Here is a 23997-nt window from a genome sequence, read left to right as displayed (position 1 = left end):
ACCCGGCCGTCGCCTCAGACGGCGGGCAGCACGGGCCAGGTGAGGGTGGTGGCGCCCCAGGTCGCTCCGCCGCCGAAGGCCGCGAGCAGGACCCGGTCGCCGGGGGCGAGGGAGCCCTCCGCGGCGGCATCGACCATCAGCAGCGGGATGGACGCCGCCGCCGTGTTGCCGACCCGCTCGATGTTGGACGCCTGCCGGTCCGGGCCGATCCCCAGCCGCTCGGCCACCGCGGCGCAGATCCGGGCGTTGGCCTGGTGCGGCATGAGCCGGTCGACGTCGGCCGCCCGCCAGCCGGCCCGGTCCAGGGCGGTCTGGGCCGCGGCCGTGGTCCGTTCCACCGCGTGCCGGTAGACGTCCCGGCCGCGCATCTGGAAGTAGTGGTCCTCCGGCGGTGCCGGTCGCCCGGTGGAGCGCTGCGCCGACCCACCGGCCGGGACGGTGATCAGGTCGGCGAGGTCGCCGTCGCTGCCGAGCACACACGGACCGACGGCACCGGGCTCGTCGGGCGCGCCGGCGCGGACCACCACGGCGCCCGCCCCGTCGGCGAAGATCACTGCGGTGTGCCGGTCCCGCGGGTTGACGATCGTGGAGAACGCCTCCGCCCCGATGACCAGTACCCGGTCGGCGATCCCGGCGGCGATCTGACCGACCGCCGTGGCCAGCCCGTAGACGAAACCGGTGCAGACCGCCGACACGTCGTGCGCCGCCACCGCACCCAGGCCCAGTCGCGCCGCGACCTGCGGTGCCGTGGCCGGGCACGGCCGGTCCGGGGTGGTGGTCGCCACGATGACCGAGTCGACGTCGCCACCCCCGGCGGACTTCAGCGCCGCCGCGCCCGCCTCGACGGCAAGCGTCGCGGTGCCGGTGCCCGGGTCGACCACGTGCCGGCGGGCGATCCCGGTCCGGCTGCGGATCCACTCGTCGGAGGTGTCCAGGTGGGCGGCCAGGTCGTCGTTGGTGACCACCCGGGGCGGCAACCAACCGCCCAGCCCGGTGATCACCGCGGCCCGGTCGGTTCGCGGCCGGCCGGTCATCCGGCCAGCCCCAGGACGGGGAGCGCCTCGGGCACCCCCATGTAGCGCAGGCGGACCACCGCCATCTCGTCGGTCCACTTCTCGGCGGTGGCGTACCGCTCGGCTCCGGTGGTGTCCAGCAGCCGGCGGCCCGGCCAGACCTCGTAGTCGCCGACCAGGTCCGCGTGCTGGGCCAGGCCCTCCTGGAACAGCTCCTCCCGCCGCATGATGTACGCCTCCTCGGGAAGCTGCTCCCACAACTGTCGGCCGAGACGCAGGATCTCCAGCAGCCGGGGCCGGTACTCCGGGTGCCGGGCCAGGTGGTCCTTGAGGATCGAGCTGCCCACGCTGAGGTGACGGATCTCGTCGATCGACGCTCCCCGGGCGATCTCGCTCGCCGCCGGGTCGAGGACCTGCCACTTGCGTTCGCTGAGCTCGGCGGCGGGAGCCAGGACGCCCTCGATGACGATGGTGAAGATGGCGACCCCGCCGATGAAGTCGCCCTCGTCCCGGACGGTCCGGACGGCGAACTCCTCCACCGGTTCGAGGATCTCCCGGGTGTAGTCGTGCGACATCTCGGCGATGGTCTTGGTCAGTTCGTCCTGCGGCACCCCCAGCTCCACCAGGTGGTTGCGGAAGACCATCGAGTGCCGGGCCTCGTCGACGAGTTGGGTGGTGTAGAACTCCAGCTCGGGGATGTCGGGGGCCTGGGCGACGTAGTGCGCCAGGATGCGGGTCGCCTTCTCCTCGGCGACGGAGCGGTAACCCAGCTCCATCATCAGGGCGTCGCGCAGCGGCCCGGGTCGGCGCATGTGCTCCGGCGTGACGGCCTGCGGCGCGTGGCCGGTCTCGGCCCGGCCACGCAGGGTGCCCTGCGCCACCGCGGCGAACCAGTAACCGAGGTGGCACTGCTGCGCGGTCAGGTTGAGGTTCATCGCGCCGTCGAGCAGGGTAGGCGCCTGGTCCCAGTCCGCCTCGCGCGGAACGGTGCCGGTCATCGACGTTCTCCTTCTGGCTGTCGGGTTGCGCGACCTGTCGGGGGGGGTACTGGCGGTCGATCAGTCGGGCGGGGCGGAGCGGCCCGCCGGTGCGGGTCCCCGTGGGGTGGGGCTGGTGGTCAACACCCGGTGCAGTCCGCCCTGGAAGCTGAGCAGCGGACGGCCCTCCCGGGCGCTGCCCTGGAGCACCTCGGCGAGGAGGAGTTCGTGGTCACCGGCGTCGACGCCGGTGACCAGCCGGCAGCTCATCCAGGCCATCGCCCCGCCGATCAGCGGGGCACCGCTGGTCCGGTCACCCTCCCAGTCGATCTGGTCGAACTGGGCACGGCCCCGGGGCCGGCGGGGGTCGGCGAACCACCGGGCGGCGTCGGCCTGGGTCGCGTCCAACACGCTCACCGCGAAGAGGCGGCGGGACTTGACCAGCCCGAGGAAGGCCGAGCGGTGGTTGAGACAGATACCCACCAGCAGCGGGTCCCGGCTGACCGCGGTCAACGAGCTGACCGTGACGCCGTGCATCTCGCCGCCGACGGTCAGGGTGAGCACCGCGACCCCCGAGGCGATCAGCCGGACCGCCGCCCGGTGGGCGGCGGCGGGGTCGGTGGCGGGATCGACGACCCGCAGGTCGGCCGGGGGGACCGCCACCGGTCCGTCCGGACGCGGTTCCCCGGATCTGGCCGGGGCGCCCGTGATGGCCTGGGGGATGCTCATCGGGCGGCTCCGGACGGGACCGCGACCACCTCCGGCGGGGTCGACTGCCGAGTCCGGCCCGTCCAGCCGATCGCGCTGAGCAGCTGCTGGTACATCGGGTGGGCGACCGGTTCGAACGGCAGCGCGAAGGGCTTGAGGAAGTTGCCGAACAGGGCGCGGTCACCGAAGAGGTGGAAGGGGATCATCAGCAGTGCCCACTCCGGGCCGATCAGCCACATCCAGAGGCCGACCACGACCGCCTGGGTCACCAGGCTGTGCATGATGTTGTAGAGGACGTAGTAGACCTTGGAGATCTGTTTCGTCTTGCTGCGGTGGAAGGCGATCGCCCCGGGGATGTAGCCGATCAGGTCGATGTAGAGGAAGAGTGCCACCGCCGGCCACCACCGGATGTCGCTCCAGTGCATGACGATCAGGACGGTGCTGACCGCGAATCCGACGAGGTACTCGGCCCGGTGCAGACGGAAGGTCGTCGGTGTCTCGAAGGGGTTCTTCTGGTCCATGGCAGGTCCTCGCAGGCTCAGGCGGACGGGGCGGACACGGGTGTGGGGCTGTTCAGGGTGACGCCGTCGGCGAGCGTGACGTCCGTGAAGAGGCCGACCACCACCCAGGCCACCGTCTCCCTGATCACCCGCTCGGCGATCGGGTCGAGAATCCCCTCCAGGCTGGGGATGCCGAAGTCGAAGTCGGCGACGAAATGCAGGTGGCACCCGTCGGCTTCGGCGCTCAACTGCCAGCGCCCGGTGAAGCTGTCGAAGTCGCCGTCGGTCTGTTCGAACTCGATCCGAAGGTCGTCGCGCAGGAAACGCTCCTGCTCCTGCCAGCGCAGCAGACCACTGCGGAAGTGCAGCTCCCAGCTCGACAGGCCGGTCGGCTCGGGCAGGGTGCGGTGCACGGTGGCCGACTGCACGTGGGGTGCGAGGTCGGCGTACCGGTCGAACCGGATGATGTTGTCGAAGACCACCTCGGGGGTGCTGGCTCCGATGGTGGCCCGCAGTTCCACACGGCGCATGTCAGTACCTGCCTTCCGGCATCCGGGCGCGTTTGTCCACCAGGTCACGGGTGGCGGCGTCGATCGATTCGAGCAGGAAGTTGACGTCGGAGTCGGTCAGGATCGCCGGGGGCGTGAACCGGACGACCGAGCTGCCGTTCATCGAGTGGTTGCCGACCACCCCGTGGTTGAAGAGTTCGATCAGCAGCTCACCGGCGAGGCCACCCTCGATCAGTTCGACGCCGATCAGCAGCCCCTCGCCGCGTACCTCCACCACCAGGTCCGGGATGTTCCTCAGCACGATGCGCTCGATCTCGGGCAGCAGTCGGGTCCCGAGGTCCATCGCCCGGGTGACCAGCCGCTCCTCCGTGATGGCCTGCACCGCTCCCTGCACCGCGGCCATCAGCACCGGCGCGCCGGAGAAGGTGCCGGTGTGCAGGTAGGGATCCTTGTCGAAGGGCGCGAAGACGCGGCGGCCGGCCAGCGCCGCGGATACCGGGAGCACCCCGCCGCCGAGCGCCTTGCCGATCAACAGCACGTCCGGCACCACTCCGGCCAGGTCCGCACCCCACCAGTGGCCGAGCCGCCCCATCCCGGTCTGCACCTCGTCGAGGACGAAGAAGGCGTCGTAGCGCTGGCACAACACGGCGACCTGGCGCAGGTAGTCCGGCGGCGGAATGATCACGCCACCCTCGCCCTGCACCGGCTCGACGATGAAGCAGCACTGTCCGGGGTGGGCCGCGAGGACCTGCTCCAGGGCGTCGGCGTCGCCGTACGGGATCCGGGTCACGTCGGGCAGCAGCGGCTCGAACGGACTCCGGTAGACCTCCTTGCCGCTGGCGGAGAGCGCCCCGAAGGTCTTGCCGTGGTAACCCTGGTGGGTGGAGACGATCCGGCGTTTGCCGTGGGCGCGGGCCAACTTCAGGCCGGTCTCCACCGCCTCGGCCCCGGAGAGCGCGAAGTGCACACGGTCCAACCCGGCCGGTGCCACCGACGTGATCGCCTCGGCCGCCCGGGCCACCGTCGGTTCCAACAGGATGCGGGTGGCGATGGGATGCCGGTGCAACTGTTCGGCGACGGCTGCCAGCACCGTCGGATGCCGGGCGCCCATGATGAACACCCCGTACCCGCCGCAGTTGAGGAACCGTTCCCCGTCGCTGGTGTGCAGCCAGGCCCCGCTGGACTCCACCTCCATGTGGCTGCCGAACAGTTCGGCCAGGGTGGCGCGGCCCTTGCTCAGGTGCTTGCGGTAGAGCGCCAGCGTCTCGGCTTCGTCGTGGCCGAACCCGGTGGGCGCCATGTCAATCATGGTCATCTCTGCTCACCTCCTCGTCGTCGGGTGATGTCAGGCCAGCACCAGCGGCTGGCCGGTGTAGTAGTCGAGCAGCGGTTGCGCCGCGCTGGTGCGCGACGGCGGGTGGAAGGCCAACGGCCGGGACGCGGCGGCCAGGTAGGCCACGTCGTGGGAGGTGATGAAGGCCAGTCCGCCGAGGAGTTCGACCGCCAGGTCGACCGCCCGGCCGATGGCCTGCTGCGCGGCGTAGCGGGCGTTGAGGACCATCGCCACGGCCTCGTCGCCGTCGACGCCGTCGGCCACCGCCCGGGCGACCCCCTCGACCCCGGCGATCGCCGACTCCAGGTCGATGGCGGCCGCGGCCCGGTCGGTCACGCTGCCGCGCCGGCCGTCCACGACCCGGGCGACCAGGGCACTCGCCGCTCCCAGGTACACCGAGGTGATCATCATCTCGAACCAGACGAACCCCGCGGTCTGCAGGTCGTCCAGGCGCTGTGGATCCTCCGGTACGGTCCGGATGACCAGTTCCTCCGGGACGTGCACGTCGGTCAGCCGGATCTCGTCGCTCTCGGCTGCCGGCAGCACGAAGGTGGACCAGAACGGGGTCACCTCGATGCCGGGTGAGTCGGCCGGGATGAGCAGCACCGCGAGGTTGGACCCGCCGTCGGCGTCCGGCACGGCGATGCTCGCGGTCAGCAGGTCCATCGAGCCGGAGAGGCTGCACGGCTTCTTGGTGCCGCTGACCAGGTAGCCGCCGTCCGGCGCCGGACGGGCCGTGACGGCGGGGGTGAGGATGTTGGCGTTGGGCCGGCCCTCCGCCCAGCCGGAGGCCATCAGCAGCCCCTCGGGGGCGACCCGGCCCAGCAGCGCCACCTGCTGCGGGGTCAGGCGACCGGTCGACTCGGCGAGGGTGAACAGCATCGCCGCGGTGAAGTGGTGCATGGTGACCGCCGCCCCGAGCGACGGGGCGTACGAGGAGACGGCCCGGATGACCCGGACCGCGTCGAGCGGCCCGGCCCCGGCCCCGCCGTGTGCGGTGGGTACGAGCAGCCCGGCCCCGTCGTGCTCCCGGTAGGTCCGGATGGAGTTGCTCTTGGTCGATTCGTGGACGGCCAGCGGGGTCGTGGCCAGGGCCGCGCACAGGCCCGGGTGGTACCGCTCGCAGGTGGTGCGCGCGACGTCGAGTGACCGCATGGGAAGCTACCTTTCGAGTGTCGCCGTCCGCGGCGGAGGGGGTGGACCGGGTGGGACGCGGTGCCGTTACTCGCCGAAGACCGCGGTACGCGGGCGGATGCCGGAACAGACGCTGATGCCCTGCAGGTGCGAGGTCTTGAGGATCGGGTAGTTCGCCTCGCCGAAGGTGCCCCCGGTCAACCCGGTCCCGCCGTGGCTGGGCAGGTACGGCAGGAATCCGATGTGAGAGTCGTTGACCTTGAACAGCCCCCCGTTGTGCACCCGGTCGACGAAACGGTCGATGACCGACGTCGAGGTGGTCCACAGGGAGTTGCGCAGGCCGTAGATGTTGGTGTTGAGGAAGTCGACGAACTGGTCCAGCAGCAGCTCGTCCGGGCCGTTCTCGGGCACCACGAACGGGATCAGCGGGAAGAACGTCTCGTGCTTGACGATGTCCAGTCGGCGGGCCCCGGCCAGGCCCTCGACCCGCACCACGGTGGGTTCGAGGAAGACGCCGGTGTCCGAGCGGGTGCCGTCCAGTTCCATCCGTCCGCCGCCGCAGACCAGCTCCGCGCCGGCGTCGAGTGCCTGGTGCAGCAGCCGGAAGAACTTCTCGCTGCGCCGTACCGGGGAGAGCAGTACGTCCTCGTCCTCGGGGTAGCCGGGCCGCACCCGGGTCACCTGCTGCCGGACCCGGGCCAGCAGGTCCTCGGCGATGTCGGGGTGGGCCAGGACGTAGTTCGGGACCATGCAGATCTGCCCGGAGCCGTAGAAGCACTCGGTGATCGCCTCGGCGGCCATGTCCAGGTCGGCGTCGCGCCAGACCACCAGGCCGTCGTTGCCGGCCAGTTCCAGGATCGGCTTCTTGCCCCGGGCCACGCACTCCTGCTCGAACCGCAGCCCCTCGTCGCTGCCGCCGAAGTAGAGGATGTCGTCGACGTCCGGGTGGGCCAGCCACCTGTCGATGGTCTGCTGCGGTTTGCCGCAGACCACGTTGAGCGTGCCGGGGGGCGCACCGAGTTCCCGCAGCAGCGGGGCGATCAGTTCCCGTACGACGTACATCGTGCTCAGCGCGATGCTGCGCGGGGCGCGGACGACCACCGCGTTGCCGGCCATCAGCACCAGCACGGCGAGGGCGGCGCTGGGGGCCGGGGCGTTCTGCGGCGGGTTGATGCAGACCACCCCGTCGGGGCTGCGCCGTACGACGAGCCGGCGTGGACCGTGCTGGAACTCCGCGTGCATCTGCTGCTGGTACCAGCTGCAGCTCTCCTCGCTGTAGACCTGCTCCAGGCAGGAGAGCTCCCACTCAGCCAACATGCGCGGGTGCGCCTCGGCCATCAGCAGGTCGAGGAAGGTCTGCCGGTGTTCCCGGAGCCGGGCCCGGAACATCTCGCCGAGGCGCATCCGGTCGGTCAACGGCACCGCCGCCCAGAGCGGTCCCGCGGCGGCCGCCGCGTCCACCGCCGCGTCGATGTCGGCGCCGGAAGCGACCGCGCACCGGCCCACCACGTACGGATGCAGCGCGGCCGTGGAATCGGGATTCTGTTCGAGGGTCCGTTTGACACTGACACTCGTGAACACGTCCTCCAGCAGTGACCGGGCGCTGACCGTGTACACCCAACCGACGCCGCCGACATCACGGTCGGCGATGTACGAGTCGTAGCTGCGCACCGGACCCGCAATGGAAACCTCGGCCGCGTGTGCAGTTTCCGTCGCTGCACGCGAGACGTTCACTTCACTGGCAATAGCCACGCGACAAGCTCCTCGCGCCATGTGTCGGGGTCATTCACCGCACCCCACGCCAATGTGACGCGCCCAGCGTGTCAGTGTCGCCTGACAGCCGACTGACCAAGTTCTGACCCGACCCGAAGAGAATGTGACGGCACCCGGGCCGAGGATGGTCACCACCGGCGGTCCGTAAACGGTCCGGAACTGGTCGCGGGAATCAACGTGGTCGCCGCGTAATCAGCGCAGCGCCGCGTCGATCAGGTGCGGCAGTCGGTCCGCCGCGACGCCGGCCAACCCGCCGAGGGCATCGGCGACCGGGCCACTGCCGCCCTGGGCGAGGAACTTTCCCCGGACCAGCTCCCGGTGCTGCCGGCGGGTCTGCGGGCCGGCCGCGCCGAGGGGCACGCTGCGGGTCTCGCTCAACGACCTACCGTCGGCCAGCCCGACGGTGACCCGGGCCGGGGTCGCCTTGCCGGATTCCTCGAACCGTTGCCCCTCCGGCGGCACCCCGTCGTGCGCGGTCGAGCGACCGCCACCGGCGGGGCGGTCCGGTTCGGCGAGGGCGGCCAGTTCCGGGCCGACGAACTCGCGCAGCCAGGCCACCCCCCGCTCCCCCGCCCGGCGCACCGCACCGCCGAAGGGCGCCACGGAGCAGAACAGCTCCCGGCTCATCGCCGGGTCGTGCAGCTGACGGATCCGGGCGGCCAGCGCCCACCGGGCCGGGTCCCGCACCGCCGGTGTGTCGAAGTCGGCGACGGTGAGGTCACCGGTGAGCAGGGCGGTGGCCACCGGGTACGCGGTGTCGAGCAGCAACGCGCTGAGCGGGGTGTCCGGGCCGGCCAGGTACGGTCCGGCCTGCTGACCGGCGTAGAGCGTGTATGCCGACGCCGCCACCTCGACCGAGTCGATGGGTGTGCCACCGATGCGTCGGTGCAGTTCGATGGCGCAGTCCACCGCCGCGTCCACCCCGGGTCCCCCGGGCCGCAACTTGAACGAGAGGGTGTCGGTGTGCCAACGCCTGCCCAGTTCGTCGGTGACCACCTCGGGCAGGGGCACGGTCGCGAACCGGCCCAGGAAGCCCCGGGGATGTTCCAGGATGTCCGGGACGCCGGTCAGCCCCGCGGCGGCCGCGTCGCAGGCGTCCATCGCCGTCCGGATCGACGGCAGCACGTGCAGCAGTTTGGCGTCGCCACCGAGGAAGGCGTGCATCATCGGCCACGGTGGGGCGGCGAAGGCGAGGCTGAGCGCGGCCACCCACCGGTCGCCGGGGGCGCCTTCGCTGCTCAGCCGCCCGGCCACCGCACCGGCCAGGTGCGTGTGCAGGGCACTCTGCCCGCGTAGCGGCCCGAGGGTGGCGGCCGCGGTGATCCGGGCCGCGCACTCGTTCGCGGCGACCACCGCGGTCAGCAGCGCCCGCCCGTCCAGCCCGCCCGACCGGGCGTACGCCAGCGGCACCGCGACCGTGGAGGGGGCGAGATGCCCGGCGTAGGCGGTGTCGTCGAGGTTCAGCCAGGAACCGAGCACACCGAGGACCGCCGCGGCGCAGCGCGGGTCCGGCTGGCGGGGTGGCCCGAAGGCCGCCACCAGCGCCGAACCGGCCGAGTGGCGCAGCCCGGCGCGGATCGCCGCGAGTTGGGCGAGTACCTGGCTGGTGGCCAGTTCGACGATCCGGGGTGGGATCTGCTCGAAGCGCAGCCCGGCGGCCCAGCGGGCCAGCGTGGTGATCAGCGGTGGGTCCGACGGCTCGCCGTGGGGCGGGTCGGCGGCGGGTTCCCGCGACACGGCCATCGGGTGACCCGGCCGTCAGCCGGCGCGCCGGCTGGCCCGGCACAGCACCGGCAGCACCCGGGGCAGCACCTGGAGGGTGACGGTGGAGCGGCTGCGGGGCAGGAGTTCACCGTCGTGTTCGAACCACAGCGGTTCGCCGTCCAGCCGGCTGACGGTGATGCGCCGGCCGCGGGCGTAGACGACCCCGGGCTGGTCCAGGTGGGCCGCCCGGCGGGTCAGTTCCGGGACGTCCGGCGGGGCGGTCTCGGCTCCGATGACGCAGACGTCGAGCAGCCCGTCGTCGAGGACGGAGTGCGGCAGCACCTGGTACTGCCCGCCCCGGTGGCGGCCCCCGCCCACGTTGGCCAGCACGGTCGGTCCCTCGTGCACGCGTACGCCGTCGACCTCGACCCGGCCCGGGTAGGGGTGGTGGTCGCGGGCGGCCCGGGCAAGGGCGACCTGATACCGCGCCCGCCCCGTCGTCGGCACGTCGCGGGCGTAGGTCAACGCCTCGGCGATCAGTCCGGAACATGCCCCCAGCAGGACGAGCTCGTCGGTCTCGACCAGTCTGGCCAGGTCGAACATGCGCAGCGCGACGTCGCCGCCGGGGGTCAGGGCTGCCGGTACCGCCTCGGTCCAGGGCAGGTCGCCCCACTGGGCCAGGTGGTTGGAGTTTCCGGTGCCGGCCGGGACGACCAGCAGCGCGGGGCCGCCCTCGGCGGCGCGGTCGGCCTCGCCGGCGGCCGCGGCCAGGCCCGCGACGACCTCGCGTACGGTGCCGTCACCGCCGACGGCCATGATCAGGCCGGGACGACCGGTGGTGCGGGTGGCGGCGGTACGGGCAACGGTCTCGGCGTCGCCCCGGCCGGTGGTCCAGTGCACCTGGACGTCGGGCAGGAAGCGTGTGGCCAGCGCGGTCAACTCCGTGACCAGATCGGCGCGCATCGTACCGGCGGTGGGATTGGCGATGACCAGTCCCGGTAGTCCACGAATGGTCTCCAGTGACATCGGCGACTCTTTCGTCAGGTGACACGGCGACCAGCGGAGAGGGCAGGATTCGAACGCTGCGTGGGCGTGAGCCCGACCGAGGCTGACCTCGGCCCCCAATAGGCCACTTCGGGTACCTCTCCCGTGCCGATCGCTTCGGGTTCCGGTTGGTTCCTTCCGCTTTCGACAAACATGATTCTGCACACCCGCGCTGACAGGCCACTGACAGGCAACTGACAGGCCGAAAGGTTCGTGTTTCACCTCGTCAAACTCCCCTAGAATGGCTCTCAAGGGAGAGCTGCCACATCGACACAAGGCAAAGCAGAAAGGGGATTTTCAGGTGACTGCGACACTAACCGCGACACATCCGGCGCTCGCCGCCGTACGCGCGTTCACCAGCGCCGACAATCCGAGTTCGTTCCTCGCCGTCAGCGAGGGCAACTCCTATCTCCAACTACCCGACCGGCCCGGTCTCGTGGTCTACCGGCGGACCGGACGGTTCCTGGTGCAGTTCGGCGGCCCGTTCGCGCCGGCCGGTTCGTACCGGGACCTGCTGGCGGGTCTGGTCCGGATGGCCGACGAGCAGGAACTGGAGCTGGTCGCCGTCCAGCTCCAGCAGGCCGATGCCGAGGTGTACGCCGAGTCCGGCTTCACCGTCAACCAGATCGGCGCCTCGTACGCCTGCGACCTGGCCGCGTTCTCCCTGCGCGGCACCCGGTTCATGCAGTTGCGCAACAAGGTGTCCCGGTCGTTGCGGGCCGGGTTGACGGTGGTCGAGGCGACCGACGACTCGCTCTTCCCGGCGTTGCGTGAGATCGACCAGGTGTGGCTGCGCAGCAAGGGCGAGCACGCCCGGCAGTTGGAGTTCCTGGTCGGTCAGTACGGTGACGCGATGCAGCCGCACCGGCGCATGTTCGTCGGGCTCATCGACGGGCAGCCGGTGGGCTACATCTCCTACTCCCCCGTCTACGGCGGGCGGCCGGGCTGGATGCACGACCTGAGCCGGCGACAGCCCAGCCGCATCCCGGGCATCATGGAGGCGATCAACGTGCACGCCATCGAGACCTTCCGGTCCGAGGGCGTGCCGTGGCTGCACTTCGGTTTCACCCCGTTCACCGGCCTGCGCCCCGAGTACGAGTTGCCCGGCTTCGATCCGGGGTTCCGTCAGTTCATGGAGCTGTTGTGGCTGCACGGCGAGGCCGTGTACCCGGCACAGACGCAGCTCGCCTACAAGCAGAAGTGGGCGCCGGACCTGGTGCTGCCCGAGTACGTGGCCTTCCGGGGTGGCGCGAGCATCGCCGGTTTCGCCCACATCTTCCGCGCCTCGAACGCGTTCTGACCAGAAGGAGGGTCTGTCATGTCGGAGGACCGGGAAGCACAGGTCGGGGTGGCCCTGCACCGGATCGTCGAACTCTTCGGTGCGATCTGCGCCTCGCCGGACGACCTCGACCTGGCCAGGGAGGCGGACAGCGCCCTGGCCGAACTCAACCGGCTGCTCACCGCCTGACCGCACGGCCCTGCCTCCCCGCCGGCCGGAGCCGGCCGGGGAGCACGGAGCGACGTACGCCGTCCCACCCCGGCGCGCGGGTGGGACCGGTGCCGGCACGGTCAGCCGACGGGCTGCCGGAGCAGTAGGTGGTCCTCCCGGATCCGCAGCTCCCGATCATGGGCGAGGATGGCGCGTTCGTGGTTGCGCAACATCGGTGACGGGTCGATACCGAGTTCCTCGGCCATCCGGTTGCGCATCCACTGGTAGACGTTGAGCGCCTCACTCTGCCGGCCACACCGGTAGAGGGCCACCATCAGCTGCTCACAGAGCCGCTCGTTCGGTGCCTCGACCCGGACCAGGGCGGTCAGCTCGGGCACGATGTCGGTGTGGCAGCCCAGCTTCAGCTCGACGTCGAAGAGGAGTTCGAGCGCGGCGATGCGGGACTCCTCCAGGCGTACCGCGGCTGCCTCGGCGGTCATACCGGCGGCGGTACCACCGAAGGCCGGCCCCTGCCAGAGGGCCAACGCCTCCCGGAGCCGGTACGCCACCTCGGTGGGGCGGACGCCCACGGCGGCGCGGGCGGCGGCGAGCGCGTCGGTGAAGACCTTCGCGTCGACACCCGCTCCGTCGAGCAGCAGCCGGTAACCACTGGCCTGCGCCACGAGGCGCGACGTGGGACGATCCGGCTCGATCGACTGCAGCTTTCGACGGAGCCGACTCACGTGCGCCTGCAGGGCGTTCTCCACCGAGTCCGGCGGGTTGTCCCCCCAGAGTTCGGTGATGAGGGTGCCGGTCGACAGGATCTGCCCCTCCGCGGCGAGGAGGGCCATCAGCAACGCGCCCTGCATCCCGCCGCGGAAGTGCACCAAGCGGTCGTCCGAGCCTGCGGCGACTCTCCCCAAGATCCAGAAATTCATGACCACTCCCGACAGCTCAGACATCGTGCCAGCTCAACGGTTCGGATCGGGACACGCATCGAGGAGGTGCGAAGTATTTACGTGGGCGTGGGACCGATGCCGGAACGCACCCGACACCGGTGCCACGCAGGTATGCGACTCGTTGCCTCACCACGCAGGTAGGCGCAGGCTTTAGCAGGCGAAATCGCCACGATGTGCAACTGAGGACGATGGGAACAGTAACAAGTGGAAGTTCCAAGCGTCAATGCCAGCCGCCTTGCTTTGGACGCTAGTTCACCCAATCACTACCAGAACGAGCAGGCCCGGATCGCGTTTGAACTACGCTTAGCAATAACTGCCACGACGATCCGGCGACAACATCTCGGGTGATCGAAAAAGGTCACGTAGTCCGGCTTGGGCACGGCATAGCCGACGGTCCATGCCGTTTTGACGGGTCAGTGGCGACGGCCCCCGGGGGGCGACGACACCCCCGGACGAGCCGGCCCGCGACCGACCTTCCGCCACCCTCAGTAGCAGAAGGGGAGCCCTCCGTTCGCGCCGGGGCCCGCCGGCGACTCCGTCCACCCACCGACCCGACCCCGAGCCGCGCGCCGGACGCACCGTCTTACCTGCGACGTAATCGACAGGACCCCGGGTGGCACTTGACCATGGTGAGGAGCCAGCCGTCCGTGCCACGGACCGGGCTCGGCACGGGCTGCCGACCTCGGCAGTTCCGCCAACGGCCCGCCGACGGGCTCGGGCGACCAACCCGACGTGCGTCGCCGGACGCCATCATCGAGGGCGGTCGAGACCGCCCTGAGCCGACCGGGAGGGACTCGTTGTCCGAGACCATCACGCCGCCGACAGCGGTCGAGCGGGACGTCTCCGCGCCCTCCGCCCAACCGGGTGGTAAACCCCGGTGGATCGTCATGCCGGTGATTCTCGCGGCCACCTTCATGGTGGCGCTCGACTTCTTCATCGTGAACGTCGCCATTCCCTCGACCCAACGGGAACTGGGGGCGAGTCCGGCGGCGATTCAGTTCATCATCGCCGGATACTGGCTGTCCCTGGCCACCGGCCTGATCATCTGCGGCAGACTCGGGGACCTGTACGGCCGCAAGCGGATCTTCCTGGTGGGTCTGGCCTGCTTCACCGCCGCGTCGGCGGCCTGCGGCCTCGCCCCCTCGGCCGAGTTCCTGGTCGGCGCCCGGATCGTCCAGGGCCTGTCGGCCTCGCTGATGATGCCGCAGGGGCTGGCCATCCTCGGTGTGGTGTACACCGGGGCCGCCCGGGCCCGCGCGTTCACCGCCTACGCGGTGACGTTGGGGCTCGCCTCGGTCAGCGGCCAGCTCGTCGGCGGTCTGCTGATCGAGGCCGACATCCTGGGTCTGAGCTGGCGGAACTGCTACCTGGTGAACGTCCCGATCGGGTTGCTGACCATCGCGCTCGCACTGCGCTACGTGCCGGAGTCCCGGGCCACGACCCGTACCCGGCTGGACTTCGTCGGCACGGTGCTGATCGCCGCCGGGCTCGTCGCGCTGGTGCTGCCGCTGGTCGAGGGACGTGAGCGGGGTTGGCCGCTGTGGACCTGGATCACGCTGGCGGCGGCGGTACCCCTGTTGATCACCTTCGCCCGACACCAGAGCCGGCTCGGCGCACGCGACGGAGGGCCGCTGATCGACATGCGGCTGTTCCGGGAGCGCGCCTTCAGTGTCGGGCTGGTCGTCACGGTGCTGTTCAACATGCTGATGGGGTCGTTCTTCCTCTTCCTGGCCATCTACCTGCAGGCCGGGCGGGGCATGAGCGCGCTGGAGTCCGGCCTGATCTTCACCCCGATCGGCGTGGGGTACTTCGTCGCCTCGCTGCTGGCCGAGCCGATCGCCGCCCGGATCGGTCGCCACGTGCTCACCATCGGCGCGGTGGTGATGCTGGTCGGGCTGGGCCTGACCTACCTCATGGTGGACCGGATCGGCGTCGTCGACGGCGCGGGCGTGCTCATCCCGGCCTTCGCCCTGGCCGGCGCCGGTATGGGGCTGGTGCTGGCACCGCTCACCAACACGGTGCTGACCAACATCAACCCCGAGTACGCCGGTGCGGCGGCCGGTGTCCTGGCAACGTCGCAGCAGGTGGGCGGCGCGGTGGGGGTGGCGATCGTGGGTGTCGTCTTCTACAACGCCCTCGGTTCGCGGACCGACCCGGGCGCGTACCCGCCGGCGTTCCTGGAGGGCCTGGTCTGGCTGGTCGCGTTCACGGTGGCGATCGGTCTCCTGATCCAGTTGCTGCCCCGACGTCGTCCTGTGCACGTCTGACCCGAGAAAGGCGAAACCAACCGCATGAACGGCATCCAATCCCAGTCGGTACCGGACCTGATCAGACAGCAGGCGTACGCCAGGCTCGCCCTGGTCGGCCCCGAGGTGCTGCGACCGCAGGACCTCGCCGCGGCGGCGGGGGTACCGGCCGAAGAGGTCACCAGCCTGCACCCGGACGAGTCCACGCTCTTCACCGCCCTGGTGATCGAGGCGTACCAGGAGATGGGCGCGCACGCCGAGGGCGGTGCGGAGCAGGCCCGGGCCGAGCAGCGTGGGCTGCTGGAACAGTGGGTGTCCACCTGCCGGCAGGTCCGGATCTGGGCCCAGGCCAACCCCGAGAAGTACGCGCTCATCTGGGGTCCGCCCCGGCCCGGCTACAGCGCACCGCCGGAGACCATGCTGGTCGGGGCCCGCACCGCGGTGATCCTGATCAACCTGCTCCGCCGGGCCCAGGAGGCCGGCCGGCTCACCGAGCGGCGGGACGACGACCCGCAACTCTCGGTAGGCATGCTGCGCAACGTGGAGAACCTGGGCAACGGCCTGCTTGCCGGGTTGCCACAACCGGTCATCGCTCGAATGCTGGTGGCGTGGACCCAGTTCCTCGGGATGGTGAGTTTCGCCGTGTACGGCCACGTCCAGGGATTCGCGGAGGAACCGGACGAGTTCTTCGACTACGCGGCTACTTCAATGGGAAGATTCGTCGGTTTACCGGCCGATTGAGATGATATCCGGGCCCGGGGTCGGAATAGCATCGGACCCCGGGCGATGCCGCCTGCTCGCATTTTCGCTCAACCGGGCGATAATTGCGTTGTGTAACTGTCAGGGATGCGTCAGTACGATATGCGAGATTTGGCTCTGCCACCGTCGTCAGATTGAGACGCAGAGGAGAGCCCGTGACTCTGGCATCCGAACCAGACGTACTGGACTGGCCGTTCCCGCGACCGCAGGACGGCACCGTACCGCCGATCCTCGCGAAGCTCCGCGAAGCACCGCCGTGCGCGGTGATGCTGCCGGCGGGTGCCGCCGAGGGACGACGTGGCTGGCTCGTCACCCGGCACCCCGACGTCCAGCAGGCCCTGATGGACCCCCGGCTGAGCGCCGACGAACTCCTGCCGGGTGCCCCGGTCCGCATCCAGATCCCGCCGGGCGAGCGTCCCTCGTCCTTCCTGCGCATGGACGGGGCGGAGCACGCCAAGCTCCGTGGCCTCATCACCTCCCAGTTCACCGCGCGGCGGGCGCGCGCGCTCCGCCCGGCGATCGAGGAACTCACCACCACGCTCCTGGCCGACCTGGCCACCCGCGACCGCCCCGCCGACCTGCACGACGCCTTCTCCCGGAAGCTGCCCACGCTGGTCATCGCCCGGCTGCTCGGGGTACCGGACGCCGACTCGGCCTTCTTCGTGGAGAAGACCCGGGTGACCATCTCCCAGGACGACCTCGCCGCGGCGTTCGCGGCGTACCAGGAGATGACCGCCTACCTCGGCGAACTCGCCGACCGCCGACTGCGGGAGCCGCAGGACGACCTGATCAGTCAACTCGCGGTGGAGAACCTGGCCACCGGCGAGATCACCCGGGACGAGCTGGTCGGGATCGCCCGACTGGTCCTGGTGGCCGGGCACGAGACCACCACCAACCAGATCGCACTCAACATCCTCAGCCTGCTCTGTGACGACCGGCTCCGGGACACCGTGCTCGCCGACGACGGCCGACTGATCCCGCAGTTCCTCGAGGAGTCGATGCGGTTCTGGTCGATCTCCCAGGACGCGATCGTCCGGCTGGTGCTGGAGGATCTGGAGCTGGGCGGGCGGCAGATGCACGCCGGGGACGCCGTGGTGATCTCCATCCCGGCGGGCAACCACGACCCGGCGGTCTTCCCCGCCCCCGACCGGATCGACGTGCACCGCGACACCGGCGAGCACCTCCAGTGGGGCAAGGGTCCGCACTACTGTCTGGGGGCTCCCCTGGCCCGCCAGGAGATGACCACCGCGTTGACGTTCCTCTTCCGGCAGTTCCCCACGCTCCGGCTGGCCACCGACGACCCGGGAGACCTGTTCCGCCGGGGCACCGTCTTCCACGGCGTCGTGTCCCTACCCGTGACGTGGTGACGGGAGGAGCCGAGATGCCCTACGTGTCCGCCAGCGACGGCACCGCCCTTTTCTACGCCGACACCGACGGGGAACACCCTGTCGTCTTCCTCTCCAGCGCCAGCATGGGAATCCGGTGGTGGGACGCCCACGTACCGGGGCTCGTGGCCCGGGGCCGGCGCTGCGTGCGCTACGACCGGCGCGGCCACGGCCGCTCGGACTGGCCGTGGCGGGGTTACGACTACGACACCCTCGCCGACGACCTGCACCAGCTCATCGAGCATCTCGACCTGCGCGACGTCACCCTCGTGGGGTACGCGATGGGTGGCGGTGAGGCGGTCCGCTACCTGACCCGGCACGGTGCCCAGCGGGTACGCCGACTGATGCTGGTCGCCTCGACGACACCGGTACTGCTGCAGTCGCCCGGCAACCCGGACGGCGTGCCCCCGGAAGTGGTCGAGGGCCTGCTGGCCGCGTTGCAGGCGGACCGGCCGCGCCTGCTGGCCGAGACGGCCGCGCCCTTCCTCGTCGGCGCGCCGGGGACGGCGACGGATCTTCCCCTCTCCCCCGAGATGGTCCAGTGGATCTGTCAGCTCTCCCTGGAGTGTTCCCTGCACGCCAACGTCGAGGTGTACCGCACCCTGTACACCACCGATCTGAGCGAGGACGTGCGGGCGGTGACGGTGCCGACCCTGGTCGTCCACGGCGACCGTGACCTGGCCGCGCCGTTGGCACTCTGCGGCGAGCGGACCGCCCGGGACATCCCGGACAGCAAGCTCCTGGTATACCCGGGCGCCGCGCACGGCCTGGCCGTCACCCACTCCGCCCGGCTCACCGCCGACCTGCTCGCCTTCACCACCGACTGACCGCCCCCGCAGCTGCCGGTCGTCCCGCCCCCCGGTCCCGGGGGCGGGGCGACCGGCAGCTGCGGGGGCGGTGTTCAGCGTCGGCGCAGTGCCGGGTCGAGCAGGGCCGGCGGCGTGTCGTTCTTCTCGTCCGGGGCGAGGTCGACGCCGGGGCTGACGATGGCGTCGATGGCGTCGAGGACGTCGGCGGGAAGCACGGTGTCGGCGGCCGCGAGCTGGCTACGCAGGTGGTCCGTCGTCCGGGGACCGATGATCGCGCTGGTCACGGCGGGATGCGCGGTGACGAACCCGAGCGCGAGTTGGATCAGCGTCAGTCCGGCCTCGTCGGCGACCTTGGCCAACTGCTCGACGGCGTCGAGTCGGGCCCGGTTGGCCTCGACGGTGAGGTCGAAGCGCTGCGGCAGGACGTCGGCGCGGTGGGTGGTGATCTCCCGGCCGGCGCGGACCGCGCCCGACAGCCAGCCCGAGGCGAGCGGGCTCCAGGCGAGCACGCCGAGCCCGTACTGCTCGGTTACGGGCAGGACGTGGGTCTCGATGCCGCGTTGCAGGATCGAGTAGCTGGGCTGTTCGGTGACGTACCGGCTCAGCCGGTGTTCCCGGGCGGCCCATTCGGCCTGCACGATCCGGTACGCGGGAAAGGTCGAGCAGCCGAAGTAGCGGATCTTGCCGGCCCGCTGGAGGTCGGTCAGCGCGGACAGCGTCTCCTCGTCGCTGGTCGTCGGGTCCCACCGGTGGATCTGGTAGAGGTCGACGTGGTCGACGCCGAGGCGGCGCAGGCTGTTGTCCAGCGCGGTGTACAGCCAGCGACGTGAGCTGCCCCGGTGGTTGCGCGTGTCGTCCATCGGCAGGGTCGCCTTGGTGGCCAGCACGATGTCGTCGCGGCGACCGGCGATGGCCCGACCGACCAGCTCCTCCGACTCGCCCTGGCTGTACCGGTCGGCGGTGTCGATCAGGTTGACTCCGGCGTCCAGGGCGGCGTCGACGATCGCGGTGGCCTCGTCCTGGCTGGTCCGGGCGAGGGCGCCGAAGTTCATCGCGCCGAGCACGAGGGTGCTGACCTGCACGCCGGTGCGGCCGAGGGTGCGGTACTGCATGGTGTTCCTCCACAGGGTGACGGCGGCGGCCGGGGTCTGGCATCATGAACCAAACGGAACTCAGTTCCGCTAAGAACTATACGGAACTCGGTTCCGTTTGCCAAGGGTGATCGGAGATGACGGCGCGATGATCGACCGTGACGGTGACTCGGCGTCGCCGACCCCACGCAAGCGGGCCGACGCCCGCCGCAACGAGGCGACGCTGCTGGAGGCCGCCGCTGCGGCCTTCCGTACCGTCGGAGTCGACGCGCCCGTCCGCGACATCGCCGCGCGGGCCGGCGTCGGCGTCGGCACGATCTACCGCCACTTCCCGACCCGGGCCGACCTCATCGTCGCCGTCTACCGACACCAGGTCGAGGCGTGCGCCGAGGCCGCGCCGACCCTGCTCGCCACCAGCGGTACGCCCTACGCCGCCCTGGCCACCTGGATCAACCTGTTCGTCGACTTCCTGGTCACCAAGCACGGCCTGGCCGAGGCACTGCAATCCGATGCGGCCGCCTTCGAGACCCTGCACGGGTACTTCCTCGACCGCCTCGTCCCCGCCTGCGCCCACCTGCTCGACGCCGCCGCCGCGGCGGGCGAGATCCACCCCGACCCGGACGCCCAGGAGCTGCTCTTCGCCGTCGGCAACCTCTGCGCCGGCGCGGGCCGCATGCCCCACTACGACGCCCGCCGCATGGTCGGCCTCCTCATCGCCGGACTACGACTTCGGTGAAGACCGAGACCGCCGGCCGGGCAGCCCGATGCGCCGACCAGCGCCGGGCCATGGCGGCCGGCGAGAAGGTCAGCGACGACATCATCGACGCCCTCGTCCTCCCGCTGGCCGACAGGACGGTCCCGGAGTGGCGGGCCGCCCTGGACGCTCTCCTGGCGCTGCCCGAGATCGGCGGCCCGGTCGGATACTCGGGGGGAGTGATCTCCGTCGGCATCCGACTCGCGGTGGTCGAGCCACGCATCGTGGCCGCCAGTCAGTAGGCCAGGCCGAACCGCACACCGTCCACCGAGGACGGCTCTGATCCAGGTCGATGCGCGAGCCGTTGTCCCGTACTTCGATCTCCCCTTGCCATAATACCTACTTGCACTATAGGAAAAGTGGGTGACATCGACAGTCCCCGCACCGCCCGCCGCGGCGAACTCGATCGGGGTGCCGACCGCTGCCCGGCGGACTCCGGCACCCCGGGGCGGACGCCGTCGCCGACTCCTGCTCCGACTATTCGCCCTCGTCGTGCTCTACGGGCTCTGGGAGGTCGCCGCCCGGGTCACCGGCAATCCGACCTTCATTCCGCCGCCCGGAGCGGTGTGGCACCAGCTGGTCCAGACGTCGACCACCCACGACGGAATCCGCGGCTACAGCGGCCACCTGCTCATCGAGCACCTCGGTGTCAGCCTGCGGCGCATCCTGATCGGATCGGTGATCGGCGTCGCCGGCGGGGTGCTCCTCGGTGTCGTGATGGGAACCGTCAGTGGGATCCGGGTGGTGGTCGAACCGGTCGTCACCTTCGTCCGGGCCCTACCGCCACTTGCCTACTTCAGCCTCTTCATCATCTGGTTCGGCATCGACGAGACACCGAAGCTCTGGCTGCTCTCCATCGCGGCGTTGCCGCCGGTGGCGGTCGCGACGGCGGCCGCCGTCCACTCCGCACCGACCGGCCTGGTGGAGGCCGCGCGGGCGCTCGGCGCAGGCCGTGCTCGGGTGATCCGCGACGTGGTGCTACCCCACGCGCTACCGGAGATCTTCACCGGCGTCCGGATCGCCGTCGGGGTGGCGTACTCCTCGGTGGTCGCCGCGGAGACGATCAACGGTGTGCCCGGCATCGGGGGCATGGTCCGCGACGCCCAGCGGTACTCCCAGACCGACGTCGTCATCCTCGGTCTCTTCGCCATCGGCCTGTCCGGCCTCATCATCGATGCCCTGCTGCGGAGCGCCGAGAAGCGGCTCATCCCGTGGCGGGGCCAGATCTAGGAGACGACAGATGCGCAAGCTGGTCGGCCTGCTGGCGGCCGTGTCCCTGCTACTGACCGCCTGCGGAGACGGCGCCGCCAGCGGCGGCGACCCGGCCCGCAAGACCATCAGGATCGCCTACCAGGCATTCCCGAGCGGTGACCTCATCGTGAAGAACCGGGCACTGCTGGAGGACGCTCTTCCCGACTACCGGATCACCTGGACCAGGTTCGACTCCGGCGCGAGCATCAACACCGCCTTCGTCGCCGGCAGCGTCGACATCGCGGCGATCGGGTCGAGTCCGGTCGCGCGCGGTCTCTCCGCGCCACTGAACATTCCGTACCAGGTCGCCTTCGTTCTCGACGTCGCCGGCGACAACGAGGCACTGGTGGCCCGCACCGGCTCGGGCGTCACCGACGTGGCCGGCCTGCGCGGCAAGAAGGTCGCGACGCCCTTCGCCTCCACCGCCCACTACAGCCTGCTGGCCGCGCTGGACCGGGCCGGCGTCAAGGAATCGGAGGTCACCCTCGTCGACCTGGAACCCCAGGACATCCTGGCGGCCTGGACCCGGGGCGACCTGGACGCGGCCTACTCCTGGCTGCCGTCGCTGGACGAACTCCGCAAGACCGGTACCGTGCTGGTCACCAGTCGTGAGCTGGCCACCGCCGGCAAGCCCACGCTGGACCTCGGCGTCGTCGCCACGGAGTTCGTCCGGGCCCACCCGGCGGCGGTGGACGCCTGGCGCAAGGCCCAGTCCCAGGCGCTGAACCTGATCCACGACGACCCCGCCGCGGCGGCGAAGTCGGTGGGCGCCGAGCTCAACCTGAGTCCGGAGGAGGCGCAGCGGCAGCTCTCGCAGGGGGTCTTCCTCAGGCCCGCGGAGCTGGCCGGCCCCGCGTGGCTGGGCACCTCAGCGGCCAAGGGCAAGCTCGCCGACAACCTGGTCAGCGCGGCGCAGTTCCTCAAGGACCAGCAGAAGATCGACGCCGTGCCGGACCTGGCGACCGTGCAGGCCGCGATCTACACCGACGGGCTACCCGATGCCCTCGGCTGAGTCCGCCGGCACCCCGGCGGTCGCCGTCGCCGACGTCGCGCACCGGTACGGCGACGTCGTCGCCCTCGGCCCCCTCGACCTGACGGTGCCGCCTGGCGAGTTCCTCGTCCTGGTCGGCGCGTCCGGATGCGGCAAGAGCACGTTGCTGCGGCTGATCGCCGGCTTCGAACGACCCACCACCGGTACGGTCCTGACCGGCGGCGTGCCACCGATCCCAGGACGCGGCGCCGGCCTGGTCTTCCAGCAACCCCGGCTCTTTCCGTGGAAGACCGTCGGCGGCAACATCGAGCTGGCCCTACGCTACGCCGGGCGGCCCACCGACGGCGCCGACGCGTTGCTGCACCGGGTCGGGCTGCAGGACGTGGCCAAGCGCCGCACCTGGCAGATCTCCGGCGGCCAGCAGCAGCGCGTCGCCATCGCCCGGGCCCTCGCCGCCGACCGTCCACTGCTGCTGCTCGACGAGCCGTTCGCCGCGCTCGACGCGCTCACCCGCGAGCGCCTCCAGGAGGACCTGCGCTCGGTCAGCACCGCGACCGGTCGTACCTCGATCTTCGTCACGCACAGCGTGGACGAGGCGGTCTTTCTCGGCAGCCGGGTGGTGGTGCTCAGCCCCCGCCCCGGCCGGATCGTCCTGGACCTGCCCATCCCGCTGCCCCGCACCGGCATCACCCCGGACGACCTACGGGGACTGCCCGAGTACGCCGCCCTGCGAGCCGAGATCGGACACGCTGTCCGAAGTGAGGGAGCATCCGCATGACCACGGTAGACACCCACCTCGACCTCGAACCACTCGGACCGCACTTCGGCGCCCTGGTCCTCGGCCTGGACCTGGCCGGCGCCAGCGACGAGGAGATCGTCGCGTTGCGCGCCGCCCTGGTCGACCGCAAGGTGCTCTTCCTGCGCGGTCAGCGCCTCGACGACGACGGTCAGGTGCGCCTGGGTCGCCGGATCGGGGAACTGACCGCGTCGCACCCGGTCGTCGGTGGTGTCGACGACGCGCACCCCGAGATCTACGCCCTGGACAGCACCGACAACGGTTTCGCCGACGTGTGGCACACCGACGTCACCTTCATGAGGCGACCGCCGCTCGGGTCGATCCTGCGCCCCGTCATCCTTCCGCCGACCGGCGGCGACACCAACTGGGCCGACGCGCAACTGGCGTACGAGTCGCTCAGCGAACCGGTACGGCGGCTTGTCGACCAGCTCACCGCCGTACACGACGGCACCCGCGAGTTCGGTTACTACCTGGCCCAACGCGGCGGCAACGTGTGGGAGGGCCAGCGGGTGTCACGGCTGGACCCGGTCGAGCACCCGGTCGTCCGGGTCCATCCCGAGACCGGCCGTCGAGGGATCTTCGTGAACCCGGGGTTCACCTCGCACATCGTCGGCGTGTCCGACGCCGAGAGCCGGGCCCTCCTGGACCTGCTCTACGCCCACCTCACCAAGCCGGAGCACATCGTGCGACACCGCTGGCGTCTGGGAGACGTGGCACTGTGGGACAACCGCAGCACCGCCCACTACGCCAACCGCGACTACGGATCCGCTCGGCGGGTCATGCACCGCATCACCCTGCGCGGCGACATTCCCCGCGGGCCACAGCGGTAACC

General features: G+C 70.8%; 24 protein-coding genes and 1 tRNA gene. 12 read left to right on the top strand and 13 right to left on the bottom strand.

The window, feature by feature from the left end:
- Positions 1–14: 14 nt before the first annotated feature.
- The 11 genes from ACN28G_RS08680 to ACN28G_RS08630 form a co-directional block, all read right to left on the bottom strand.
- Positions 15–1034 carry a beta-ketoacyl-ACP synthase III gene (locus tag ACN28G_RS08680; protein ID WP_091437029.1) on the bottom strand — a complete coding sequence of 340 codons (1020 nt, stop codon included), beginning with the start codon at positions 1032–1034 and terminating at the stop codon, positions 15–17.
- Positions 1031–2011, bottom strand: a complete 981-nt coding sequence (locus ACN28G_RS08675) for a VlmB-like protein (protein ID WP_091437026.1) — start codon at positions 2009–2011, stop codon at positions 1031–1033. The genes ACN28G_RS08680 and ACN28G_RS08675 overlap by 4 nt, the downstream gene beginning before the upstream one ends.
- A gap of 60 nt (positions 2012–2071) precedes the next feature.
- A complete protein-coding gene (locus ACN28G_RS08670) occupies positions 2072–2653 on the bottom strand; it encodes a flavin reductase family protein (protein ID WP_175440514.1) in 582 nt (193 codons plus the stop codon).
- A gap of 62 nt (positions 2654–2715) precedes the next feature.
- On the bottom strand, positions 2716–3219 hold the full coding sequence (locus ACN28G_RS08665) for a hypothetical protein (RefSeq protein WP_091437021.1): 504 nt from the start codon (positions 3217–3219) through the stop codon (positions 2716–2718).
- A 17-nt stretch (positions 3220–3236) separates the two neighbouring features.
- Positions 3237–3728 carry a type II toxin-antitoxin system RatA family toxin gene (locus tag ACN28G_RS08660; protein WP_091437019.1) on the bottom strand — a complete coding sequence of 164 codons (492 nt, stop codon included), beginning with the start codon at positions 3726–3728 and terminating at the stop codon, positions 3237–3239.
- Between the two features lies 1 nt (position 3729).
- The gene (locus ACN28G_RS08655) at positions 3730–5022 is read right to left on the bottom strand and encodes an aspartate aminotransferase family protein (RefSeq protein ID WP_091437017.1); all 1293 of its coding nucleotides are present in this window, start codon (positions 5020–5022) and stop codon (positions 3730–3732) included.
- A 30-nt stretch (positions 5023–5052) separates the two neighbouring features.
- On the bottom strand, positions 5053–6195 hold the full coding sequence (locus ACN28G_RS08650; protein WP_091437014.1) for an acyl-CoA dehydrogenase family protein: 1143 nt from the start codon (positions 6193–6195) through the stop codon (positions 5053–5055).
- Positions 6196–6261: 66 nt separating this feature from the next.
- Entirely contained in the window at positions 6262–7845 is a 1584-nt protein-coding gene (locus ACN28G_RS08645; protein ID WP_229688486.1) for an aldehyde dehydrogenase family protein, read from the bottom strand.
- A gap of 294 nt (positions 7846–8139) precedes the next feature.
- A complete protein-coding gene (locus ACN28G_RS08640; protein WP_421478856.1) occupies positions 8140–9690 on the bottom strand; it encodes an MmgE/PrpD family protein in 1551 nt (516 codons plus the stop codon).
- Positions 9691–9705: 15 nt separating this feature from the next.
- The gene (locus tag ACN28G_RS08635) at positions 9706–10677 is read right to left on the bottom strand and encodes a diacylglycerol/lipid kinase family protein (RefSeq protein WP_091437007.1); all 972 of its coding nucleotides are present in this window, start codon (positions 10675–10677) and stop codon (positions 9706–9708) included.
- A 34-nt stretch (positions 10678–10711) separates the two neighbouring features.
- Positions 10712–10799 (bottom strand) — tRNA-OTHER (locus ACN28G_RS08630).
- A 197-nt stretch (positions 10800–10996) separates the two neighbouring features.
- Here ACN28G_RS08630 and ACN28G_RS08625 point away from each other — a divergent pair.
- Complete coding sequence (locus tag ACN28G_RS08625; RefSeq protein WP_421478855.1) at positions 10997–11995, top strand: bifunctional lysylphosphatidylglycerol flippase/synthetase MprF; 999 nt, start codon at positions 10997–10999, stop codon at positions 11993–11995.
- Between the two features lie 18 nt (positions 11996–12013).
- A complete protein-coding gene (locus tag ACN28G_RS08620) occupies positions 12014–12163 on the top strand; it encodes a hypothetical protein (protein WP_421478854.1) in 150 nt (49 codons plus the stop codon).
- 101 nt (positions 12164–12264) lie between these two features.
- On the opposite strand, the gene ACN28G_RS08615 is transcribed toward ACN28G_RS08620, so the two are convergent.
- A complete protein-coding gene (locus ACN28G_RS08615) occupies positions 12265–13062 on the bottom strand; it encodes an AfsR/SARP family transcriptional regulator (protein WP_421478853.1) in 798 nt (265 codons plus the stop codon).
- Between the two features lie 818 nt (positions 13063–13880).
- On the opposite strand from ACN28G_RS08615, the gene ACN28G_RS08610 reads away from it, so the two are divergent.
- From ACN28G_RS08610 to ACN28G_RS08595, 4 genes are all read left to right on the top strand, one after another.
- Complete coding sequence (locus ACN28G_RS08610; RefSeq protein WP_229688484.1) at positions 13881–15350, top strand: MFS transporter; 1470 nt, start codon at positions 13881–13883, stop codon at positions 15348–15350.
- 24 nt (positions 15351–15374) lie between these two features.
- Complete coding sequence (locus ACN28G_RS08605; RefSeq protein WP_091437003.1) at positions 15375–16070, top strand: TetR-like C-terminal domain-containing protein; 696 nt, start codon at positions 15375–15377, stop codon at positions 16068–16070.
- A gap of 173 nt (positions 16071–16243) precedes the next feature.
- The gene (locus ACN28G_RS08600) at positions 16244–17455 is read left to right on the top strand and encodes a cytochrome P450 (protein WP_217628797.1); all 1212 of its coding nucleotides are present in this window, start codon (positions 16244–16246) and stop codon (positions 17453–17455) included.
- Positions 17456–17469: 14 nt separating this feature from the next.
- On the top strand, positions 17470–18300 hold the full coding sequence (locus tag ACN28G_RS08595; protein WP_091437001.1) for an alpha/beta fold hydrolase: 831 nt from the start codon (positions 17470–17472) through the stop codon (positions 18298–18300).
- Between the two features lie 74 nt (positions 18301–18374).
- On the opposite strand, the gene ACN28G_RS08590 is transcribed toward ACN28G_RS08595, so the two are convergent.
- Positions 18375–19394 carry an aldo/keto reductase gene (locus ACN28G_RS08590; protein ID WP_421478852.1) on the bottom strand — a complete coding sequence of 340 codons (1020 nt, stop codon included), beginning with the start codon at positions 19392–19394 and terminating at the stop codon, positions 18375–18377.
- A 127-nt stretch (positions 19395–19521) separates the two neighbouring features.
- Between ACN28G_RS08590 and ACN28G_RS08585 the strand changes: the two genes are divergently transcribed.
- From ACN28G_RS08585 to ACN28G_RS08560, 6 genes are all read left to right on the top strand, one after another.
- Positions 19522–20109: a TetR/AcrR family transcriptional regulator gene (locus ACN28G_RS08585; RefSeq protein ID WP_091436997.1), complete on the top strand. Its 588-nt coding sequence runs from the start codon at positions 19522–19524 to the stop codon at positions 20107–20109.
- Positions 20106–20369 (top strand): hypothetical protein, encoded by a 264-nt coding sequence (locus ACN28G_RS08580; protein ID WP_421478851.1) that lies wholly within the window; start codon positions 20106–20108, stop codon positions 20367–20369. The genes ACN28G_RS08585 and ACN28G_RS08580 overlap by 4 nt, the downstream gene beginning before the upstream one ends.
- Before the next feature lie 121 nt (positions 20370–20490).
- Complete coding sequence (locus tag ACN28G_RS08575; RefSeq protein ID WP_421478850.1) at positions 20491–21357, top strand: ABC transporter permease; 867 nt, start codon at positions 20491–20493, stop codon at positions 21355–21357.
- Between the two features lie 10 nt (positions 21358–21367).
- Positions 21368–22390 (top strand): ABC transporter substrate-binding protein, encoded by a 1023-nt coding sequence (locus tag ACN28G_RS08570; protein ID WP_421478849.1) that lies wholly within the window; start codon positions 21368–21370, stop codon positions 22388–22390.
- Positions 22377–23147, top strand: a complete 771-nt coding sequence (locus ACN28G_RS08565) for an ABC transporter ATP-binding protein (protein ID WP_091436989.1) — start codon at positions 22377–22379, stop codon at positions 23145–23147. Before ACN28G_RS08570 ends, ACN28G_RS08565 begins: the two co-directional genes overlap by 14 nt.
- Positions 23144–23995, top strand: coding sequence for a TauD/TfdA dioxygenase family protein (locus ACN28G_RS08560; RefSeq protein ID WP_091436987.1), 852 nt, complete (start codon positions 23144–23146; stop codon positions 23993–23995). Before ACN28G_RS08565 ends, ACN28G_RS08560 begins: the two co-directional genes overlap by 4 nt.
- Positions 23996–23997: the final 2 nt, after the last annotated feature.

The sequence above is a fragment of the Micromonospora sp. WMMA1923 genome (assembly GCF_049179195.1).
Classification (GTDB): domain Bacteria; phylum Actinomycetota; class Actinomycetes; order Mycobacteriales; family Micromonosporaceae; genus Micromonospora; species Micromonospora yangpuensis.
The sequence above is the reverse complement of the archived record's forward strand: the minus strand, read 5'-3'. Positions and strand labels throughout refer to the sequence as shown.

What these genes read in the sequence shown, in the direction of transcription:
- ACN28G_RS08680 (WP_091437029.1), bottom strand. Translation starts at nt 1,034, where the DNA reads ATGACCGGCCGGCCGCGAACCGACCGGGCCGCGGTGATCACCGGGCTG.
- ACN28G_RS08675 (WP_091437026.1), bottom strand. Translation starts at nt 2,011, where the DNA reads ATGACCGGCACCGTTCCGCGCGAGGCGGACTGGGACCAGGCGCCTACC.
- ACN28G_RS08665 (WP_091437021.1), bottom strand. Translation starts at nt 3,219, where the DNA reads ATGGACCAGAAGAACCCCTTCGAGACACCGACGACCTTCCGTCTGCAC.
- ACN28G_RS08660 (WP_091437019.1), bottom strand. Translation starts at nt 3,728, where the DNA reads ATGCGCCGTGTGGAACTGCGGGCCACCATCGGAGCCAGCACCCCCGAG.
- ACN28G_RS08655 (WP_091437017.1), bottom strand. Translation starts at nt 5,022, where the DNA reads ATGACCATGATTGACATGGCGCCCACCGGGTTCGGCCACGACGAAGCC.
- ACN28G_RS08650 (WP_091437014.1), bottom strand. Translation starts at nt 6,195, where the DNA reads ATGCGGTCACTCGACGTCGCGCGCACCACCTGCGAGCGGTACCACCCG.
- ACN28G_RS08640 (WP_421478856.1), bottom strand. Translation starts at nt 9,690, where the DNA reads ATGGCCGTGTCGCGGGAACCCGCCGCCGACCCGCCCCACGGCGAGCCG.
- ACN28G_RS08635 (WP_091437007.1), bottom strand. Translation starts at nt 10,677, where the DNA reads ATGTCACTGGAGACCATTCGTGGACTACCGGGACTGGTCATCGCCAAT.
- ACN28G_RS08620 (WP_421478854.1), top strand. Translation starts at nt 12,014, where the DNA reads ATGTCGGAGGACCGGGAAGCACAGGTCGGGGTGGCCCTGCACCGGATC.
- ACN28G_RS08615 (WP_421478853.1), bottom strand. Translation starts at nt 13,062, where the DNA reads ATGAATTTCTGGATCTTGGGGAGAGTCGCCGCAGGCTCGGACGACCGC.
- ACN28G_RS08605 (WP_091437003.1), top strand. Translation starts at nt 15,375, where the DNA reads ATGAACGGCATCCAATCCCAGTCGGTACCGGACCTGATCAGACAGCAG.
- ACN28G_RS08595 (WP_091437001.1), top strand. Translation starts at nt 17,470, where the DNA reads ATGCCCTACGTGTCCGCCAGCGACGGCACCGCCCTTTTCTACGCCGAC.
- ACN28G_RS08590 (WP_421478852.1), bottom strand. Translation starts at nt 19,394, where the DNA reads ATGCAGTACCGCACCCTCGGCCGCACCGGCGTGCAGGTCAGCACCCTC.
- ACN28G_RS08585 (WP_091436997.1), top strand. Translation starts at nt 19,522, where the DNA reads ATGATCGACCGTGACGGTGACTCGGCGTCGCCGACCCCACGCAAGCGG.
- ACN28G_RS08570 (WP_421478849.1), top strand. Translation starts at nt 21,368, where the DNA reads ATGCGCAAGCTGGTCGGCCTGCTGGCGGCCGTGTCCCTGCTACTGACC.
- ACN28G_RS08565 (WP_091436989.1), top strand. Translation starts at nt 22,377, where the DNA reads ATGCCCTCGGCTGAGTCCGCCGGCACCCCGGCGGTCGCCGTCGCCGAC.
- ACN28G_RS08560 (WP_091436987.1), top strand. Translation starts at nt 23,144, where the DNA reads ATGACCACGGTAGACACCCACCTCGACCTCGAACCACTCGGACCGCAC.